Here is a 19451-nt window from a genome sequence, read left to right as displayed (position 1 = left end):
CAAAGCGCACAATAGGGGCGGCGCGTTTATTTCCGCACCACGACGGGAACGCTGGGGTCGCAGGGAAGCTCATCATACCGCGGCGCGCTGTATTTGGCGCGCAGCGCCTCGGGGTCGCTGGCCGCATCAAGCGCCTCCTGGGCATAGCCCAGCTCCTTGGCTAGGGCGTCCACCTGCGCCTTAAGCGCGGGGTCGACCGAGAACTCCAGCGGCCAGGGGCTGGCGCGATGCACGCGGTCAAACGGCTCTGGCGCCTGCGCCGAGACCTCGCGCCCCATCAGCCGCGTCAGCAGATCATCCAGGTCCCCGCCATCCGGTCGGCAGACGTCCTCAAAGCGGTAAAGCCCCTGAAAGCTGGGCAGCTCGGCGCCGCAGTCCAGGCCATATCGGGTGACCTCAAGCCAGTTGAAAAGCTGCCTCTCGAAGATGTTGAATGCCTTTGAGCGCTCGGCGAAGTCACCGCAGGCCACTTTGGGGTCATACCCAAAGATCTTGCTGCTTCGCGCGAACGGGTCGGTGAAATTGTCGACCATCCTCTGATGCGTGGCATGCGAGGCGGCGCAGTGATAGGGGTTCCGCACCAGGTGAATGAACGCGAACCGATCCGGAAAGCGGGCGTGGAAATAGTTCACCCAGGCAAAGGCTTGCCAGCCAAAGTGGATGTAGCGCCGGTCTTGGTTGGTGAAGTGCTCGATATGTATCAAATGGCGCTGCATGGCGGGCACACGACCCACATGCTCGAACTGCGCGCGCTTACTCCGAAACACAGCCCGAGATCCGAACTCATGTGACATCGCCTCGTGCACGACCACCTCGGTGTCCGCCAGAGCGCCCATTTGGCGCGCCAGGAACTGCGTGCCGCAGCGCCCGTTCGACATTACGTAGACGCATTTTTCGATGGCGCCGCCCCCCTCTCGCTTTAATCCCACAAGCTTACCCCAGAATCGGCGCAAAACTCATGGAGATTGTGCATAGGCAGGGCAACTCCTTCCATTTTGCATTTAAAAACAAAAGGTTAGGTGCGACTGCTACCACCCTTGGGGAACCGATCTTGAGTTCGCGAAGCATAAAGCCCGACACCCAGATTGCCGCGCCATAAATCTGCGGCCCTCGACGCTCGACACCCGGTTTGACCTATAGGAAAGGCAACCGGCGGGCCGGAATCCTCGGCATTGCTCCTGCTACACCAATGCGGCCTTGCCGCTATACCATTGCGCAAGCCACGTCCTTGCGGAACTACGGTATCCCGTCCCAAGACCGATTTGGGACAAGGTGCCGTCATGCCAAGCTATTGGAAGTTCTTGCTGTTCATCGCCGCGACGGCGTGGCCATGTTTTTCGAGCGCCCAAGACGGCACCCTGTACAAAGAGCCGCCGCCGCCGGACGCCGCATTCCTGAGATGGGTGGACCCATCGCCGGCCCCTATCGTGCTGGGGTTGGCGGGCATCGATTCCGAGGGCGCGGCCTATCGCGCGATCTCCGCCTCTGAAATTGTGGGCCTCAGTGAGGGGCATTTCTACACCGCAGGACGCGCAGCCGACGGCGAGGTGGTGATCATCGAAGAGCCCGCCCGCCTGGACCGCTCCAAAGTATATGTCACCGTGGTCAATCTGTCCCAAAGCGCCCGGCAATTGGAACTGGCGCGCGACGGGCGCCGCGTGATTGGAGCGACCCAGACGAATAGCGCCAAGACCCGTGCGGTGAACCCGGTGACGGTGGCGCTAAATGTCGTGGGCGGCGCGGGCAGTAACGCTGGCACTTTTCAGATCACGCTCGGTCGCGGGCAGAACGTGACTTTTGTGGCGCGCCCGGACGGGGTGGTGATGCTCCAGGACCGCTTTGGCAGCAACCTAGAGAAGTAGTGCGATGATCTTCTCCTCGCCGATCTTTGTCCTTGGGTTTCTGCCGGTGTTTCTGAGCGCCTACTACCTGGCCCCGCACAGCGCGCGGAACTGGTTGATCCTGCTGGCCAGCACGGTTTTCTACGCCTGGTGGCGCGTGGACGCGCTGGTGATCCTGTTCGCGATTGCGGGGGTCAGCTATGCCGCGGGCCAGGTCGCCGCGCACCCGCGACCCTGGAACCCGTCTTTGGGCGGTCCGGCTTGGCGTTGGCTTCGACCTGGGGATGCTTGGCGTTTTTAAGTACACCACCTTCGTTCTGGGCAACCTTAACACCGCCCTGGGGGGCGCGGCGCTGACCGTCCCAGAGATCCTGCTGCCGATTGGGCTATCCTTTCTGACCTTCCAATCCATCAGCTACATCATCGACGTCGCGCGCGGCGATGCCCAGCCGGCGCGGCGGCTGTCTGACTTCTTGGCGTTCTCGACGCTGTTCCCGCAGCTCATCGCCGGGCCTGTGCTGCGCTACAAGGATCTGGCGCGCCAGTTCGAGCGCCGCGCCTACACGCTGGCCAGCTTCTCGATGGGCGTGCAGCGCTTTGTGCTTGGCCTGGGCATGAAGCTGATGATCGCGGACAGTGTGGCCCCGCTGGCCGACCGGCTCTTTGCGCTGTCGCAGCCCACGATGGCCGAGGCTTGGCTGGGCGCGTTGGCCTTCTCGATCCAGCTGTTGTTTGACTTCGCGGGCTACTCGGCAATGGCGATTGGCTTGGGCCTGATGATCGGGTTCCGCCTGCCCGAGAATTTTGACCGCCCCTATACCAGCAGGTCCATCACCGAGTTCTGGCGGCGCTGGCACATCAGCCTGTCCACCTGGCTGCGCGACTACCTTTACGTGCCCTTGGGCGGCAACCGGGGCGGGCGGATCAGGACCTATCGGAACCTGCTGCTGACAATGGTGCTGGGCGGGTTGTGGCACGGCGCGAACTGGACGTTTCTGGTTTGGGGCGCATGGCATGGCGGTCTGATGGCGCTTGAGCGCGCTTTGGGCGCCAAGACACGCGCCTCGGTTTGGCCGAGCCTGGTGGCATGGCCGCTTACCATGGTCCTTGTGATCCTAGGTTGGGTGGTCTTTCGGGCCGAGAGCCTGGGCCAGGCCATAGAGGTTTATCTGGGCATGTTCGGAGCGCACGGCATCCCCATGCGCGCCGAACAGCTGCTGCTTCTGGCCCCAACCGAGGCGCTCTTCCTGGCGCTGGGGATCACGATCTCCATCGCGCCACGTTGGCGCTGGCCTGACCCCGCTTGGTTGCCCGCTTTGCGCACCGCGGCGCTGTCGGGATTGTGCCTGCTGGTGATGCAGGCGCGCACCGATAGCCCGTTCCTCTACTTCCAGTTCTGAGAGAGACCATGACCAAGCTCTACGACACCGCACTTGTGCTCGGACTAGGCGCGATCCTGATCGCGCTCTCCGCCCTGGCCTTTCGCGGCGCGGGCCTTGGCGACCCGGCCAAGGGGCTGTGGCGCGGCACCTACCAAAGAGCGTATGAGCAACGCTTCGAGGCCGCTGCGCCGACCCATAAGATTGCCACCGAAGCCTGGGCCGCACTGCGCTGGGGACTGCTGCGCGAGCCTGCGCGGGGAGCGATTGCCGGGTACGGTGACTGGCTGTTCTCAGAGGAAGAGTTCCGCGAACCCGACGCGCCCCGCGCGTTGCTGGGCGCGTTGCGCAAGGCTCGTTTGGCCCTGTCCGCAGAGGGCATCCACCTGCTGCCCATCATTTTGCCGGACAAGGCCCGGATTCACGCGATGCATTTGCCTCGCGCACGGTCCGCGGGATTTGCGCAAAGATATGACAGGGCCTTGGCCCAGATCGACGCGGCCGGGCTGCCGGTGGTGGATCTGCGCAGCGCGCTGACGCTTGCCCAAAGCGTGCAACAGGCCTTGCCGGACGCGTTCCCGGGCGCCCGAACGCTTGCGCATCGCCCAAGGGCGGCACGCGCGTTGATCGAGGAGCCCGGCTCTTTGACGGCAATCGTCGCTAAGACCTGCGGTTTGGAGGGCAAACCAGAGCAAGCGGCGGTTTTTGAGCTGCCCGCCAGCGCCGGGATGGACCTCTTGGACGACGCGCCGGATCGGCCCCGCGTCGCGTTGTTGGGCACCAGCTTTTCCGACCGCTATCAGCGCGACCACCAAATTGCGCCAAATGAGGGAAGACTGAAGAAGACGCGCGATTGAAGTGACGCCCAATCGAACTCATTGACTCACCGCGTTGCCAGCGGTCCCACATCTCTGACTTCTGTTTGTTCGTGTAAAATGTCCACGTCCGGCACTTCATGATCAACACTCCATCTTTCCAAGAAGATTAAAGTGTTACGTCGACCCGTTGAAACCGCCGGACCAACCCGCCCATTCGTCCGAGTGCAGCGGATGGCGGCTTCACGGTTTTGCGCGAGGTATGGTATCAGCCTGATAAGTGCCAAAGAGAGCTTTCGCGTATGCTGCATCATCGGATCATCGGAACTGGGTCGCCTATCGTTCTGCTGCACGGCGTATCGCTTGACCATCGTTACATGATGGATGTGATGGAACCGGCCTTTCGAGGATCAGGTGCATGGAAACGGATATATGTGGACATGCCCGGACACGGTGAAAGCCCCGCTCGCGATAGCATCCGATCACAGGATGATCTGCTGAGCGCGGCGCTGGACTTTGTTAACTCGAAACTGCCGAATGAGCCTTTTGCAATCGCCGGTTTGTCGCGGGGGAGCTACATTGCTCGGGGACTGGTCCACACCATACCGGAGCGCATCTCGGGCGTCGCCCTGATCGTTCCCGGGGGCAACCCCTCCGCCGATCCAGATAGGCTTCCCGATCCACAGGTCATAAAGGCGGATGCATCTATTCGACCGGAATTGGCCGAAGCCGAAGTCTGGGCGCACGAGAATTTGTCCGTTGTCCAGCGTTGGGACATTGTCGAGAAGCGGCGGCAGATCATCGCGCCCTCTCGCGCCAAGTTCGATGCAGAACAGGACGCGCGCGTCATGAGCGCCTTTGATTTCAGCTTTGCGAAAGCGGAAGAGACGGCGACAGTAACTGTGCCAAGCTTGATCGTCGTCGGCAGGCAGGACAGCGTCAGCGGGTATCTGGATGGTGTCGACTTGATGCGCCGGTTCCCGCGCGCGACGCTGGCTGTATTGGATGCTGCTGGCCACGCTTTGGCTTGGGAGCGTCCCGAAGTGTTCCACTCTTTGATCCGCGATTGGCTGGATCGAATATGAGGCAATAGCAGACGTCTATGAGATGTCCGCTTCGCCTGCGGATCGACCATTAGCACCGGCACAAAAAGAAAGGAGCCGCGCAGGCGGCCCCTTTCCCAGTTTCTTGGCGCAATGGCGGCTTACATCATGCCGCCCATGCCGCCCATGTCGGGCATGCCGCCGCCCGGCGCACCGGCGCCCGGCTTCTCGGGCTTGTCGGCGACCATGGCCTCGGTGGTGATCGGCAAACCCCCAACCCAAGCAGCGCCTCGCAGAGGAGTGGAAAGGACCAGTGAGAGCCCTGAGTGCCAATTGCTGCAGTCGGTCGACACGGATGCAAAAGGAACAAAGCGGCCATTGAGACTGACAGGGGCCTCATTCTTCGAGGCCCCGCCAAACTCCGATCCGACCGAGATGGTGCGTACCGCTTCTGCGCATCTGCTTCACTGCAAATCGCTGGAATAGGCGCGCTATCCACGCGCCCTCAAGGCCACAGTAAGCGGCACGCGTGCGGCTGCAATCGCAGGCAGGGCGCCGCCAATGGCACCGATGGCGATCCCGACCAAAGCGGCCGTTGCCATCACATCACCGTTGACCACAAGCCGGAAGGACATTTGGGCGTTGTTGGCGCCTAACGTGCTGGTCTGCCAACCATTTAGTGTCAGCCAAGAGAGAACGAGGCCGAGGCCAACACCGACCGCGGAGAGCAAGAGCGCCTCCAACCAGGTCGCGACAAAGGCAGAAAGACGATTGAAGCCGAGCGCGCGCGCGGTGGCGATCTCAGCGGTTCGGTCAGATAGTGAGCTCATCATGGTGTTCAGCGCGCCAGCCGTGGCGCCAATCGCCATCAACAGGGCAATCGGCCAGCCGAATAGCTGGATCAATCGCGACGTACCCTGGGATTGACTGGCGTAGAGATCAGCTTCGGAGAGGACTTTGAGTTGTGCGCCGGCAAGCGGATCGACCGCCATTGCGAGCTGTTTAATCGCCGAGGGTTCCGTCAGCCGCAGCCGAAGGCTCTGCACCTCACCGACCCGGTTGAAAGCCGCGCGGACAGCGTCGATGTCGCCCCATAGTTCGGATTCAAACGCGCTGCCTTGGGCCGAAAAATGGCCACTGACCGTCCAGACAACCGGGCCTAACCGCACGTCTTCTCCAATCCCAAAGCCAGGATATGTTGCAGCCAGCTGCGCGCCAACCACGATCTCGCGTGTTCCAGGCGAGGCATATTTGCCGGATGACAAGATCACCTCTCGGCGGATATCGGGACCCGTCGGATCCATACCGCGTAGCGCCAGCATTTCGCCCGCAGCATCCGGATGGTCGCGATATTCAACCGGCACAATAACTTCGTTCGAAAGAAGGGGTGTGCCCCGAGAGTCGCGAACGACGCTGATACCTTCGCTCATTGCCATGATCGTACGGGCGACCTCAGCTGGGATCTCCGAGTTTGTTTCCTCGCGTGTGCCCCCGCCGAGAATGACCGCGACTTCTGGCGATCCAGCGCTTTGAAGCGTGATCTCAAAGCCGCGCGCCATGGCGAGAAAGCCGCATAAAACGCAGACGACCAACATGATCGAACCTACCATGGAGAGTGAAATGGCCAGGCGCCGCGGAAGACTAAGCAGTGTTGCACGGCTCATTGACGTGATTTGTCTGATGGAAGAGATCATTGAGTTTACCTCGTTCTGAACGCTGCAAGGATTGGCGTGCGCATAGCTGAAAGCGCGGGGAGGAGCCCGGCGACAAAGCCAAGTAGGAGAATGAGAGCAATGGTCCGGAGCGACACTTGGGCGCCGATGACCAAGCCGAGAGCGGGCGGTGTCGCGAGACTGATCAGCTTGGCAACGACAAGGCCTATGGCTCCGCCAACCACAAATACGAACAGTGCTTCGGCAAGAACCAGCAGCAATATCTGGGGCGAGCGAAAGCCCAGGGTCTTTAGCACACCGATCTCGAAACGGCGTTCGCGTAGGGCGAAGACCATCGTGTTGATCACGATCATCAAGAGCGTCACGAACGAGACGCCGACGACCAGCGTTATCACGCGTTTGACGTCGGCATACTGGCTTAGGAAAGCGCTTAGGAACTGCTTCTCGGACATGGTTCTGGTGGGTGCCGCTGAATTGGCAAAAAGCGCGTCGATCTGGGGTGCCAGATCCTGAGCCGCCATACCGGGCTCCGGGCGCAGCGCGAACGCCCAGACTGTGTCAATGCCCCGCGCCCGTGCCTTGTTGATGTATTCGTATTGGGCGAGGATAAAATGCGTGTCCGTGCTGGCATTCTTCCCCTCAAAAATGCCGGCAATCTCGAACCGCCAATCGCGACTCCCGTCATCTTTTTTGGTGCGGAAGGCGGTGACGGTCAGGCTGTCGCCGGTCTTCCATCCCTGCGCCTGCGCAAGGGATTGGCCCACAAGCACCTTGTCGCGCCGGCTCTTTAGCGCGTCGATCAAGGACGGGGTCAGTCCGAGATCTGCACCGCTTACCGCCAGTAGTTTGTCCGGGTCACCCGCGCTGACTGCCACGACGTTGCGCGCATCGCCAACGCTGCCGCGCAGACGGGTGATCGGGCTCACATCGGCCACACCGGGCAACGCCGCGATACGTGATAGATAGGCCATTGGCAGGGGTTGGCCTCGGCCAGCGGCGTTCATGACGCCGAGGAGTTCGTCACTGGCCGCAGCTGTTCCTTGCGATCCTGCCACGAAACCGGCGGTCAGCCCGTATATCAGAAAGGTCATGGCGACGGAGACGATCAATAGAGCGCTGCGCAGTGGTTTGCGCAGCGCGCTCTTGCGGGCGAAGTTCCAAAAGGTCATGCCATCACCTGTTCGTCTTCGACAAAGACGCCCTTGTCTAGGTGAAGGGTGCGCCCGGCCTGCGCGGCGGCTTCCGGATCGTGGGTCACCATAATGATGGTCTTGCCAAGCTCGCGGTTCAAAAACCCCAGCATTGCCAGCACCTGATCGGCGGATTTTCGGTCGAGATCTCCGGTCGGTTCGTCGCACAGCAGCAAGGTCGGATCAGCGACAATGGCGCGGGCGATGCCGACACGCTGCTGCTGCCCACCAGACATCTTCGTGGGGCTTTGCCGACCGCGCCCGTTTAACCCGACAATATCCAGAACCTTGGAGACCCGCTCGCGCCGGACACGGCCGGAGATGGACTTTAGCAGGAGCGGCAGTTCGACATTCTCTGCGGCGGTCAGCATCGGCAGAAGATTGTAGAACTGGAACACGATGCCCATGTGCTGCGCCCGCCAGGCGGAACGCGCAGCCTCGCCCATCTGGTCCAGCCGCTGACCACCGATCTGTATGCTGCCGCTGTCTGCCTGGTCGATGCCCGCAAGCAGGTTGAGAAGCGTTGACTTGCCGGATCCGGAAGGACCCATCACGGCTATGAATTCACCCTTGCCAATAGACAGGTCGAGACCGGCGAAGATCGGCAAGCGTTCGCTGCCCGATCGATAGGTTTTGCTTACGCCGTTGAGGGCAATGAAAGGAATGTCTTTCTCGGATATCGTCATTGAAGGTTTGCTCCTTGGTGATTGGTGGATTGTGAATTCGGTGGGGGCAGCGCAATTCGGACGCGCACGGCCATGCCGGGCCGAATTCCGGGTGGAGGATCAATTGGAGTGAGACGCAGCCTAACGGTGCCCTTGGCGGCATTGACTTCAGGCGCAACGCGCAGGAGCGCGAAGGTGAAGGGGCGATCAGGAAAAGCGTCCAGCACCGCTTCGCCCTCAAGATTGGTCTCCAGACCGATAATCGCCTTTTCGGCAACGTCGGCATCAATCGCCAAACTGTCCAGACGGGCGATGGTGAGCAGGCCGACGCCGTCATGGATGGCATCGGTCCGGTCCAGCACCGCACCACCTACATGTGCGGATAGCCGGGTCACTGTCCCCGCAATCGGCGCGCGCACCGTCAGGTCAGAGACCCTGTCTTCTGCGACCTGAACGGCAAGACGTGCTTTGGCGACAGCGGCCTCGGCTTGTTCGACACTGTTGCTGGCCATAAGGAACGCGGTTTCGGCATCTTCCAGATGATGGCTGGCAACAACTCCGCGCCGGTTCAATTCGGACTGACGACCCAAAATAGCCTTTGCCTGCCGTTGCGAGATGCGCGCCGCCGCGAGGGATATCTTTGCGGAGCTATATGTGAGCTTCGCCTCCTCGGCGGCCAGTTGGGTGGCCGAATCCTCGACCACAAGAAGAGGTTGCCCCGCTGTCACCGTGTCTCCGGGCTCGACAAAGATCGTCGTGATCAACCCGCCGCGTTCGGCATAGACGACAGTCATATCCGGCGCGACGACGTAGCCTGAGCCAGTGATCTCCCGAATGACAGGCGCGACGGCCAGAGACTGCGGGTTCGGTAAGGCTGGCGGTGGTTCGGCGCCGCTGGTCGCATCCTCATAAGATGCCAAAGACGATGGCTTGCCGGCGCTCAGACTATCTATGCTTAAGATACCTGTCGCTCCTGCCAGCAGAGCGACACCGCTCACGAGCGCCACCATCATTGATGGAAAGCGTCTCCCAGTAGCTTCTACTGGAGCGGCGGACGAGGTGACCGGAGGCGCTGAGAGATCTCTCAGGGTCTCGGTCATTATGCGGTTATGATCGGCAATCGTGTTCATGCCGCCAAGATCGGTGGCGGCGCAGGCTCACGCGACCTGGATCGCGATTTGGTACGTTCGATATCGCGATTTAGGACGTTGCGGTCGCGGTCAGGATTGCCCGTCGGACGTCAAGCCCGAGTGTTTGCGCCATTCTATTGGGGCCATGCCCGTTACACGGCGGAACTCTCGGTTGAAATTCGATTTGGTTTGAAACCCAACATCGAACATGATCTCCGTCACGGAACGCGTGCCAGTCTCCAGCTGCTCACAGGCGTCCTTGATGCGAAAATCATTGACATATTGCGAGACGTTTTTGCCCGCCGTCCGGTTGATTGCCCCAGATATCTGCCGGGACGGGATGACCGCCCGGCGCGCAAGCCTATCGAGGTTAAGATCGGCGTCCCGGTAGATGCGCGATTGGGTCATCAAGGCTTCGATGCGCGCCATGACCTTGGAATCATCGGTCAGAGCTGCTTCTGGCTGTGGCTTGTCCAATGTGTCGGTCGCGCGATCTGGAGCGCTGTCGGCGAGAGCTCGGCCTCTGCTGGCGACTGCGGCGGCGACAGAAAGGAACAGCAAAGTGGCAACGTTGCCGATTGAAACCAGCTGCGTCAGATGGCGGGCATCCATAAGCGCGATGTCTAAGGTGATGAGCGTATCCACTGCCGCCGAGAACACCAGGACAAGTGCCACGAAGACAAGCGCGCGATGCGTGGTCCCGGCGCCATCAAGTGCTGCAAGCCGCAGCGCATCCGTTCCTGAGCGCAACAGGAGCAAAGTCAGGATCGCGTAGGCAACGAATGCCCCAATAATGATCGCGTCAAGTGCGAGCGGCCATGCAACCAAAGACAGCGAGACGAGCGCTAGCGGAATACCGTGGGGGGCAAGGGTTCTGGCGGTCATCAATGGTCGCGGGCCAACGAGATACAATGATCCAAAGTAGACCAGCGGTGCCATCACGCTTGCGAGCAGCGGAGAGAGATACCGCACCCACTCAACCCCGTAGCCAAAGCGCAACCCTATAAGCGCGGACTGAATAGCGGTGAGGGCGATGAGGGCCAGAAAGGGCGGGTTCGCGAAGTGATCATCATCCCTGCGCGCAACGCTCATGAAGAGTAGAGCCAACAAAACCGTGACGACGAAAGGCACTGGGACAAAGATCATGATATAGAATCGACTCTCTGGCTGGTGGATCGGGTATCTAACAGAAAGACGCAGCGCCAGCTGCCATTGGCCTTGTGCTGGCAGGCTATTTTACATGTGGTTGTCTATATGATCTGCTTTTTGTTTACCACCAACGCGATGCACATAAATCAGCCATTGGCGCGAACGCAGCGAAGGATCTAATTGTCCGCGAGTGGTGAATTCGACCAAAGATCGATGCTGCGGTTTACACCAATGACCGGCTTCTTCGCTGCGCGGCGGCGCGGGTTTTTTTGCGGATGCCGCATTCTGCGCGCTGCGAGCGTAGGCAGTACAAAATCATAATGGCCGGGTCGGGCTCGACCCTGGCCCGCAAAGACCGAAAAGCGTCCTTAGCGACTACCCTCCGGTTTTCTGGAGGGGAGGCATAGCATCTGGCCGGTCCAACGGCGCGGCGGGCATTTCCGAGGGGTTAACCCTGCGCGCGGTGGTTCCGGGGGTGGGGCCGCTCATCGGTGGGTTAACGCCTTATTTTGTGGAGAAAATCCGCGTCGGCGAAGCGTCGGCAAAACGTCGGCCTTGCGTATGGCACCTTGTCGGGCAAACCGCTGGATTAACGCAGCGCGCGGTGGGTTTGAGGTTTGTTGGGGATCTGAGGGGGGATGAATGAGATCATGCAGCCTACGTTTGCTGGAAGATGTTTGGATGCGGCTATTGAGGGTGGTGGGCACATTGCCCACCCTACGCTTGCTTAGATGGCGGCTCTGTGGACATAGCCGACCTTGGATTTCGAAACTTTTCTACCGCAGCATCCTCTAGCGCTTGCAGCGTGACGTCCGCGGTCGGGCAGCACATTCCTGGCTGCAGTCGACTTGCGGCCGGGACCGGGTGCGGGATTGCTGCAACCCTGATGCCGCTTCGCTGCAAGGCGGCAGAAGAACCGGCCATCGCTCTTTGTGACTTCTGACGTTGGCGAGCGGTGGCGAGAAGCGTGCCTCAGCCATGTGAACGCGCAATCAGTGCGAGCAGACTTTGGGGTGGTTCAAGTCCACCGGTTTGAATATCAGAAAATTTTGCGCGATCGGATTCGACGTCAGGTAGGTATTAACCCAGCCCGCATCGCTGGAAACAATTCCCTCCGTTGTCGCGACCGTCACGCTGGGCCCCGGCTGGGTGGCCAGCAACCTGTCGAACTCATAGCGCACGAGCGCGAGACCCGTGCCGATATAGGCGGCGTCGAAGGCTGGACTGTTTGAGCTGACCGGAGTCACTAGGTCGTTCTGGTAGCTCCAGGTGGCGGGAATGACGCCATGGATCAGATGGTTGGTCTGACCGCCTTCAGTGTGCAGGTTCGAATACATCGAAATGCTAGATTCGGTCTTGAGACCTAGATACGGGCTCCAGCCATTCAGAAAGTATATTAGAGGTACCACCATCAGCCAGCCAGCGGCGCGTTTCGGGGCCAGGCTGCCATGGCGCGGGGTGCAGATCACCGCGAACAAGTAGAAGCAGATGCCGTAGATCGCAAAGAACGGAACCATGATTTCGTGGGTTGGCATGAGACCATGCGCGTCGCGCATGGCTCCGGTGATCACATAGGCACAAACGAAGCCTACCAGCGCCCACCGGCCCAACCGCAGAGCCAGATTGCCATTGCCGCTGTAGCGCGCAATCGCCGCAAATGCGGCCGCATAGGCCGCGCGTGGGATAAACAATGAGTAGAGCACCAGAACGATCGTCGAGAAATCCTTGTAATAAGCATATCCTGTGAAGCCGATGATCAAGTGGAACGGTATCCCGATCAACATCCCGTAGACCTTGAGCCGCGGGATGAAGAGGGCAACCATGGCTATGCCTTCGAACACGAACGTCGCGTGGATGGCGCCGTACTGCCCGAAGTTCCAATTCGACAGCCAGGACCCGTTGAACAGCGCCTCGTAGAGCACGACAGCGCAGCTAACGGCGGGGTCGAGAAAGTCGGTGTTGATCTTATGGTAGATGCCGAAGAAATACATGCTCGGCAGCAGCCAGCGCCCCGCCCGTGCGATCAGTTCGAAATGGTCATCGCGGCTGCCGCTTTGGCGTCCCGCCCAAAACGTGGTCCACGTCGCGCCAAGAACCACCAAGGCAAAGAAAAAGGCAGTGGTCTGGTTGTTCGAAGCAACCGGAGAGGCCATCAGATAGATCGTGGCAAATGAGAGCGAATTTGCGACCAGAATACCCTTCAAGCGCGGTAGCAGGATGCCTATCCCGCTGATCGCCATCATAGTCATATGCCAGGCGGCCGGCATCGGGCTGGTCGCGAGCGTGAGACTCCAGATCTGAAAGAAATAGATGGAGGACAACAGGGTGACGAGGCCAAGCGCATCCAGCGGCTGCGCTGCGAGCAAGGACGCCCCTGAGATAGGGGAATTGCGGCTAGGCGAAAGGGTGCGGGCCACCGTTAGACTCCAGATCTGATTAATTACCCGGCTACGCGCTGATTACGGCAAATTTCGGAAACAATTCTGTTTCGATAATGATTTCAGCGCAATGAGGCCGGACCAGCGCCTAGATCGGGGAACGGCCCAAAATGCGTAAGGTCGCGTTCCTGCCGGCGCGCAGGATCGGGTACAGCACCCGGGACAAAAGAGGCGAAGAGAAAATCAGAGCATTGGCGCGGTTGAAGACCCCCGACGGCGTGCTAAGCAAGGCCAGCCGGTGTATGCAATCGGCGCCAAAGATAATGCGGTCATCCTCGACCAGCGCCATGCCGTCATTCAGATCATAGCCGGCCTCTCGCACGGTAGCTACGACGGGATGATCGCTGCGCGCGTCCACCAGCTCAACCTCTTTCACTGCCTCGCGTAGCCGGACCATGGCCACGTAGCGTGAGCAGAAGGGGCATTCACCGTCATAGACTATTTTCATGGGGCACCCTTGTCGTTTTGGCCGAAAGACCCGGACGCCGCCCCAGCGCGAAGCGGATCGCCCGGCGCCCGGGCGCTTCGATCAAGGTATAAGACACATGCGCCCAGACCACTACCAGGGCTACGGACGTGGCAGCAATAGTGGTTGGGCCAAGCGCGGGCGATGCCTGCTGCATCAAGACGATCGCGAACCAGTGCCACAGATAGATGCCGAAGCTGAGCCGACCCAGCATGACCAGAAGATGGGTCCGGCAAAGCTTCACGACCGGCCCTGAGCCACAGACCATGGCCCAGACAAGCAGTGCGAATAGAAGAATGATGCCGAAGGGTGCGCCGCCCAACGCCACCAGCGCCGCAATGCCGAAAAACGAACCTATCTGCATACCCGCCGCAAAACGGCCTTGCGGCAAATTCCCCATATCGCCGAGCCGCCAAAGGCCCAGCCCCATCGCAAACCCAAATGCAGCGCGTATCGGTGCCATGCCGTCGATGGTATGAATGCCGGGGCCGAAGGCCGCCAAACTCGCATATCCCAAGACGCCCAGGGCGATCAGGGTGGCGGCGCGCGCCGCAGTTCGGGTCACCCCGGACCAAAGCAGCAGCGGAAAGGCCAGATAGACTGCCGCCTCGGCGCTGATCGACCAGGCCGGCGCGACCGGAACGGTGCACGCCAGCGGTCCCCAGGTGAAACTGAGCGTCAATAGCTGCGGCAGACAATCGCCCAGTCCCGTCCAATCCACCGCGACACCCAGCAAGGGCATAACCACATACCATGCCAGCAGACTCGTCAATAGCAGCGGATAGAGTCGCGCTGCGCGGGCCACGAAAAACTCATATGCGGCATCGGGCCGCGTGGCTAGCCGGTTGTGATAGACATGCCCCACGACCCAGCCGCTGAGAATGAAGAAAAGGTCCACAAAGACCCAGCCAGTGCCGAAAAACCCCGGCAAGCGTTCGGTGAGCGGGGCCAGCGCCGGGACGTGATGAAAGTGGTAGAAGAAGACCGCAACAGCCGCGACACCCCGCAACCCCTCGAATTGCAGGACCATAGCGGGTTCGCGCATTGTCGTATCGTTACACTCTGTCACGGTGGTTGTGTAAGCCAGGAATATGGCTGCATTGTGGAACATCCCGATCTGCCGGGCGTGTGCGTTCTTGGAAGGCCAAGGTAAGAAAAATCCTGGGCCTCGGTGATCGCCAATAGGCCAACAGCGTCATGAACAAGGTCGGCCGTCCAACAAAACGGCAGACCATTCACAGTTAAGTTGTCGCAAACCGCCTCATGATACACAGCCGCATACAGAGAACCGCTTTCCTCGCGGAGCCGTCGAAAACAAAGGCCAATGAAGTTTGGCAGGACGACATCACGATGTCGATCTTCCATTTGGGTCTTCTCGCGAGACGCGGAAATCAGCAATTATGCCGGGTTGGCTCAATGACCGGAGATGCCGCGACTTGCCTGTCGATCCTAGGCGCAGCGAAAGTGCGATTTGGATTTACCCAGTTTAATTCCGGATGAATGTCTGCAATCGGAAATCGTGATGCACTGCAGAAACTAGCCCGCTGCACCCGCGAATGGATGCCGCATTAGCGTAGGTAGAGAATCCAAGGTCGGGAAAGTCCGCACATTGTGAGTTCGACCATCTTCGATCTTCGCAGGAGCAGCGAAGGGCCGCTAAGCGGGCTGCGACCGCAGCATCCGGTAGCGGAGCTGAGAGTCCTGTGTGGATGGCTCCTGCATTGCAAGCGATTTTTGCGATTGCGATAGTCTGTCAGTACAGTCGTGTGTCCGGCCTGTTTGCGTGGCGGGTGCCACTGGCCCTGATGAGTTCCGCGAGCAAGGCTCCTATCGGGAATACGACCTTTGAGGGCCGCGACATTCATCGGAGTGTCCTTACTCTTGGTTGACTTCGTTTCGCATCATCACATCAAACGTCTTGCATTTCTTGGCAGGATCAGGCGATCGGCTGCCGGTATTCCTCTCCCTTGGTCAGGATTGCCCAGAGTGAGGCATTGACCGCCATTGGTTCGAGAGAAATGCCGAACCCGGGCGGATTTGTTGGCCATTGCGACGGTGGCGAGCCTGAAGGGCTTCTGGTCAAGTAATTTCGCTGTCCAGATGTCTGCCTTCTCAGGCTTGTTCCTCGCCATGAGCGCCCGTGATGTCATCCCAACAATCAGCAGCTTTCGGATATAGCGATTACCTTTCTTGGTGATCCGTCCAAGCCGCTCTCGGCCGCCACTGGATTTGTTCAGCGGCGTCAGACCCAGCCAAGCTGCCAAATCGCGTCCGGTCTCAAACTGTTTTGCATCGCCAATGGTGGCGACGATGGCCGAAGCTGTTATTGGCCCGATCCCTGGCATACGCATCAGTCGTCGCGCATCGGCATCCAGCCATGCGTGCTGTTCGAGCAGTTTGGTCAGCCCGTCGATCCGAGCATTGAGGCCGTTCAGCTGATGGCACATCACGCCGAGAATACCGTCCGCGATCTCGGGCATTTCCAACTGCTCTTCGGTGCCATGCTCTCTGGCGAACGTGGACACAGCCTCAATGCCCGTTGGCAGGATGTGCCCAAACTCACGCAGGATGCTGCGGATCATGTTCACAACCTGAGTACGCTGACGAACAACCAGATCCCTGGCACGGTGTATGGCAAGAACCGCCTGCTGGTCTTCCGATTTGATCTCAACGAAACGCATGGTTGGGCGGCGCACAGCTTCGCAGATCGCTTCTGCATCGGCCGCGTCGGTCTTGCCACGCTTCACATATGGTTTGACGTATGCTGCAGGCATCAGGCGAACATCATGACCAAGCTTGTGCAACTCGCGACCCCAGTGATGAGCCGAACCGCATGCTTCCATGCCGACAACACATCTCGGCAACGTTTCGAAGAACGCCAGTAGCTTAGCGCGCTTGATCTTTTTGTTGATGATCTTGCGACCAGTCGCTGAAACGCAGTGTACCTGAAAAACGTCCTTGGCCAAATCCAGGCCCACGGTCTTTACTGTCATTGGGTGGCTCCTTTCCTAGCAGTCGATGACAACTGCACTTTGGCACGTTCGATGCCGGTGGAGCAGGAGCCATCCACCTCATCCGGTATGGGCTCGAAGCGGCCATTCGATGCCAGAAATCCTGATCAAATTAATCAGATGACTGAACCGAGCCTAGACGCACCGTAGGCGGCCTGCGCGGAAATTATCGCGAAGGGTGGACATCTTGCATTCTCCGCCGCGGCGAAATGAACAAGCGCAAACCTGAAAAACAGTCGTTCAGGCCGACACCTTGTGCTGCGAGGCACCGAATGACCGAACCACGACAAAGATCTCCGCAATTCCCGTCCGGGTTTCGAACGATTTCTGCCATACTCAGGCCTCATTCGAACCCTATTGTTCAAATTATAGACGTTTGTGAATGGTTTCTTTTTATCTCGTGCACCGATGGTGAGGATTAAAGAGAGGATCAAAGCATTGCTCCGCACAAAACGAAATTACTTCAGCGAAGGCGAAGCTGGCGGCATTACGATCGAGTATGTACTTTGGCTCCCGTTCTTTCTTGCGCTTATTCTTTTCTTCGTCGACGTGTCCCTGACAATGTCAGCACACGCGCGCATGTACGATGCGGCACGTGATGCTGCGCGCGCAATCGTTACCGGAAAGAGCACCGCATCTGAGGCGAGCGCCGATGCCATATCCTTGCTGCAGGGCGCCGGAAGCTTCATCGTCAACGTCGACAGTTCGGCTTCGGACCGCGTGGTCGTCTTCGTCACCGGCGACAATGTAGGTATCAATGGATCTCCTTTTGACATATTCCGCGCGCCGACGCTGCAGGCCCGATACGTGATGCGCAAGGAGGGTGTGTGATGAACCTCTCTGCATTCCGCCATACACCGCGACGGTTCTTGAGCAACGACGACGGCGCGGTTTCCGTCCAGAACGTCATTTATTTGGTCCTTTTCTTGGCCGTAGGTGGCCTTGCGGTTGACGTTGGCAACGCCTATCGCATGCGCACCATTATGCAGGCTGCTGCCGACGCCGGTGCCCATGCCGGGGCGCAGGAGTTGCCAGCGGCCGCCGCTGCGGAGACCGCGGCGCTGAGCTTCGTCGAAGCCAATATGCCGGCGGCCGCCTATGGCAACATAGCCTCCGCCACCGACATCAGCGTTGGTGCTTGGGACAATTCGCACCGTACGTTTGCGCCGGGCGCCACACAATCTAACGCGGTAGCAGTCCGGCTGCGCCGCGACCAATCACGCGGCAACCAGGTCGCGACCTTCCTGCTCCGCTTTGTGGGTTTCAACTACTGGGAGATCGAGACACGTGCCATCGCCTACTCTTCTTCTGACTGCGTCGGCATCAAGGCCCAGGGCAAGATCCGTATGGGGCAGGATGTTCGCATCGGCCCCGGCGTTTGCGTCTACGGCCGCAATGGTATTTCCATGGGCCAGGACCCGGTTGTCCATCCTGATGGCCGCATCGGCACGCTGGCGGATCCGCCCAACATCACCACCGGCCAGGACCCGAGAATCAGTAATGACTCATTGTTCTCGAGCGACATGAACGCCGACCGGGCGCGAAACATATCATCCACCATCAACACATGGGAGGCCGTTGGGTTCCCTGGCTACATTGTTAAGACTGTGAAAAAATTGCCGAAAAACCTAAAGTCCAACACACTCTATATCGTCAACGGCAACGTCAAATTCGGGCAGGACTATCGCGTCGCCGACGTTATCATCGCGACCCGCGGCAATATCAGCTTTGGTCAAGACGGCGCCTTTCGCAACAGAAATGACTGTAACAACGGCAAGGCCCTCGGCCTTTACGCCACCGGCCAGATCAAATTTGGGCAAGATGCGAGGGTTGAAGGCGTCGACCTCATCGCTGGAGGCGACTTGATTATTGGCCAGGACGTGCGCTCGCTCAGCGCCCACATGGAGACCGGCGGGGATGCCCGTATTGAGCAGGACCCACACTTCACCACCTGCCGCCCGCTTTTTGGTTCTGCCAGTGGTACGACGCTGGTTTACTGAAATGTGACACAGCCCCATCGACCGTTGCGGGTTCGTCGCGTCAGCGCGCTTCGCGCTCGACAACGATAGCAGGGACGCCGATGCCACATCATCGCCTGCTGTCAGCTTCAACTCGATCTCACGGAACAGCTTCCATACGTCTTCGTCTGAATGCCTCTTTCGTGCCGATCCGCGTCCGCCTCTTGTGACCATCCTGGGGTCACAGTTTTTGGGGGGCCAAGACAGAAAATGTTCTTGGCCAAATCCAGGCCGACGGCCTTGGGCGCCTCGATCGGGCTCGACCCTGGCCCGCAAAGACCGAACAGCGTCCATGACGACTACCCTCAGGTTCCTTTTTTGGGGGGCATAGCATCTGGCCGGTCCAACGGCGCGGCGGGCATTTCCGAGGGGTTAACCCTGCGCGCGGTGGTTTTGGGGGTGGGGCCGCGCATCGGTGGGTTAACGCCTTACTTTGTTGAGAAAACCCGCGTCGGCGAAGCGTCGGCGAAGTGTCGGCCTTGCGTATGGCACCTGGTCGGGCAAATGGGTGGATTAACGCAGCGCGCGGTGGGTTTGGGATTTGTTGGGGATTTGCGGGGGGATCCGTGAGATCACGCGGCTTACGTTTGCTGGAAGATGTTTGGGTGCGGCTATTGAGGGTGGTGGGCACAT

The 19451-nt window shown here is 59.7% G+C and carries 16 protein-coding genes and 2 pseudogenes; 7 read left to right on the top strand and 11 right to left on the bottom strand.

All coding sequences use genetic code 11. From position 1 onward, the window contains the following. Positions 1 to 26: 26 nt before the first annotated feature. Positions 27 to 929, bottom strand: a complete 903-nt coding sequence (locus tag AIOL_RS07620; protein WP_235438926.1) for a hypothetical protein — start codon at positions 927 to 929, stop codon at positions 27 to 29. 351 nt (positions 930 to 1280) lie between these two features. Here AIOL_RS07620 and AIOL_RS07615 point away from each other — a divergent pair, with 351 nt between their 5' ends. Genes AIOL_RS07615 through AIOL_RS07605 form a run of 4 tightly spaced genes read left to right on the top strand, consistent with a single transcriptional unit; the run spans position 1281 to position 4077 of the window. Continuing rightward, positions 1281 to 1862 (top strand): alginate O-acetyltransferase AlgF, encoded by a 582-nt coding sequence (locus tag AIOL_RS07615; RefSeq protein ID WP_049642434.1) that lies wholly within the window; start codon positions 1281 to 1283, stop codon positions 1860 to 1862. A gap of 4 nt (positions 1863 to 1866) precedes the next feature. Continuing rightward, entirely contained in the window at positions 1867 to 2142 is a 276-nt protein-coding gene (locus AIOL_RS25695; protein WP_200898742.1) for a hypothetical protein, read from the top strand. Then, complete coding sequence (locus tag AIOL_RS07610; RefSeq protein ID WP_200898741.1) at positions 2126 to 3241, top strand: MBOAT family O-acyltransferase; 1116 nt, start codon at positions 2126 to 2128, stop codon at positions 3239 to 3241. Before AIOL_RS25695 ends, AIOL_RS07610 begins: the two co-directional genes overlap by 17 nt. Positions 3242 to 3249: 8 nt before the next feature. Next, on the top strand, positions 3250 to 4077 hold the full coding sequence (locus AIOL_RS07605) for an alginate O-acetyltransferase AlgX-related protein (protein ID WP_049642433.1): 828 nt from the start codon (positions 3250 to 3252) through the stop codon (positions 4075 to 4077). Here AIOL_RS07605 and AIOL_RS26440 read toward each other — a convergent pair. Next, a pseudogene (locus AIOL_RS26440) lies at positions 4028 to 4177 on the bottom strand (IS30 family transposase); the annotation flags it as partial. The gene AIOL_RS07605 and the pseudogene AIOL_RS26440 sit on opposite strands and share 50 nt — an antisense overlap. A 160-nt stretch (positions 4178 to 4337) precedes the next feature. Here AIOL_RS26440 and AIOL_RS07600 point away from each other — a divergent pair. After that, positions 4338 to 5120 carry an alpha/beta fold hydrolase gene (locus AIOL_RS07600; RefSeq protein ID WP_049642432.1) on the top strand — a complete coding sequence of 261 codons (783 nt, stop codon included), beginning with the start codon at positions 4338 to 4340 and terminating at the stop codon, positions 5118 to 5120. A 449-nt stretch (positions 5121 to 5569) separates the two neighbouring features. On the opposite strand, the gene AIOL_RS07595 is transcribed toward AIOL_RS07600, so the two are convergent. The 9 genes and pseudogenes from AIOL_RS07595 to AIOL_RS07555 form a co-directional block, all read right to left on the bottom strand. Beyond that, positions 5570 to 6772 (bottom strand): ABC transporter permease, encoded by a 1203-nt coding sequence (locus AIOL_RS07595; RefSeq protein WP_049642431.1) that lies wholly within the window; start codon positions 6770 to 6772, stop codon positions 5570 to 5572. Positions 6773 to 6777: 5 nt separating this feature from the next. Next, the gene (locus AIOL_RS07590; protein WP_049642430.1) at positions 6778 to 7920 is read right to left on the bottom strand and encodes an ABC transporter permease; all 1143 of its coding nucleotides are present in this window, start codon (positions 7918 to 7920) and stop codon (positions 6778 to 6780) included. After that, a complete protein-coding gene (locus AIOL_RS07585) occupies positions 7917 to 8627 on the bottom strand; it encodes an ABC transporter ATP-binding protein (RefSeq protein ID WP_200898740.1) in 711 nt (236 codons plus the stop codon). The genes AIOL_RS07590 and AIOL_RS07585 overlap by 4 nt, the downstream gene beginning before the upstream one ends. Then, positions 8624 to 9619, bottom strand: coding sequence for an efflux RND transporter periplasmic adaptor subunit (locus AIOL_RS07580; protein ID WP_049642429.1), 996 nt, complete (start codon positions 9617 to 9619; stop codon positions 8624 to 8626). The genes AIOL_RS07585 and AIOL_RS07580 overlap by 4 nt, the downstream gene beginning before the upstream one ends. A 207-nt stretch (positions 9620 to 9826) precedes the next feature. Continuing rightward, positions 9827 to 10882, bottom strand: coding sequence for a helix-turn-helix domain-containing protein (locus AIOL_RS07575; protein ID WP_049642428.1), 1056 nt, complete (start codon positions 10880 to 10882; stop codon positions 9827 to 9829). Positions 10883 to 11877: 995 nt separating this feature from the next. Further along, positions 11878 to 13302 (bottom strand): hypothetical protein, encoded by a 1425-nt coding sequence (locus tag AIOL_RS07570; protein WP_152912424.1) that lies wholly within the window; start codon positions 13300 to 13302, stop codon positions 11878 to 11880. Positions 13303 to 13411: 109 nt separating this feature from the next. Further along, positions 13412 to 13771, bottom strand: a complete 360-nt coding sequence (locus AIOL_RS07565) for a DCC1-like thiol-disulfide oxidoreductase family protein (protein ID WP_049642426.1) — start codon at positions 13769 to 13771, stop codon at positions 13412 to 13414. Beyond that, positions 13755 to 14819, bottom strand: a complete 1065-nt coding sequence (locus AIOL_RS07560) for an acyltransferase family protein (protein WP_049642425.1) — start codon at positions 14817 to 14819, stop codon at positions 13755 to 13757. The genes AIOL_RS07565 and AIOL_RS07560 overlap by 17 nt, the downstream gene beginning before the upstream one ends. A gap of 967 nt (positions 14820 to 15786) precedes the next feature. Then, positions 15787 to 16782: pseudogene (locus tag AIOL_RS07555) on the bottom strand (IS110 family transposase); the annotation flags it as partial. Positions 16783 to 17238: 456 nt separating this feature from the next. On the opposite strand from AIOL_RS07555, the gene AIOL_RS07550 reads away from it, so the two are divergent. Both AIOL_RS07550 and AIOL_RS07545 read left to right on the top strand, forming a co-directional pair. Further along, positions 17239 to 17631 (top strand): TadE/TadG family type IV pilus assembly protein, encoded by a 393-nt coding sequence (locus AIOL_RS07550; RefSeq protein WP_160314424.1) that lies wholly within the window; start codon positions 17239 to 17241, stop codon positions 17629 to 17631. Then, a complete protein-coding gene (locus AIOL_RS07545) occupies positions 17631 to 18800 on the top strand; it encodes a TadG family pilus assembly protein (protein ID WP_082152470.1) in 1170 nt (389 codons plus the stop codon). The genes AIOL_RS07550 and AIOL_RS07545 overlap by 1 nt, the downstream gene beginning before the upstream one ends. Positions 18801 to 19451 lie beyond the last annotated feature (651 nt).

Source organism: Candidatus Rhodobacter oscarellae (assembly GCF_001078595.1).
Taxonomy (GTDB): Bacteria; Pseudomonadota; Alphaproteobacteria; order Rhodobacterales; family Rhodobacteraceae; genus Rhodobacter_B; species Rhodobacter_B oscarellae.
The sequence above is the reverse complement of the archived record's forward strand: the minus strand, read 5'-3'. Positions and strand labels throughout refer to the sequence as shown.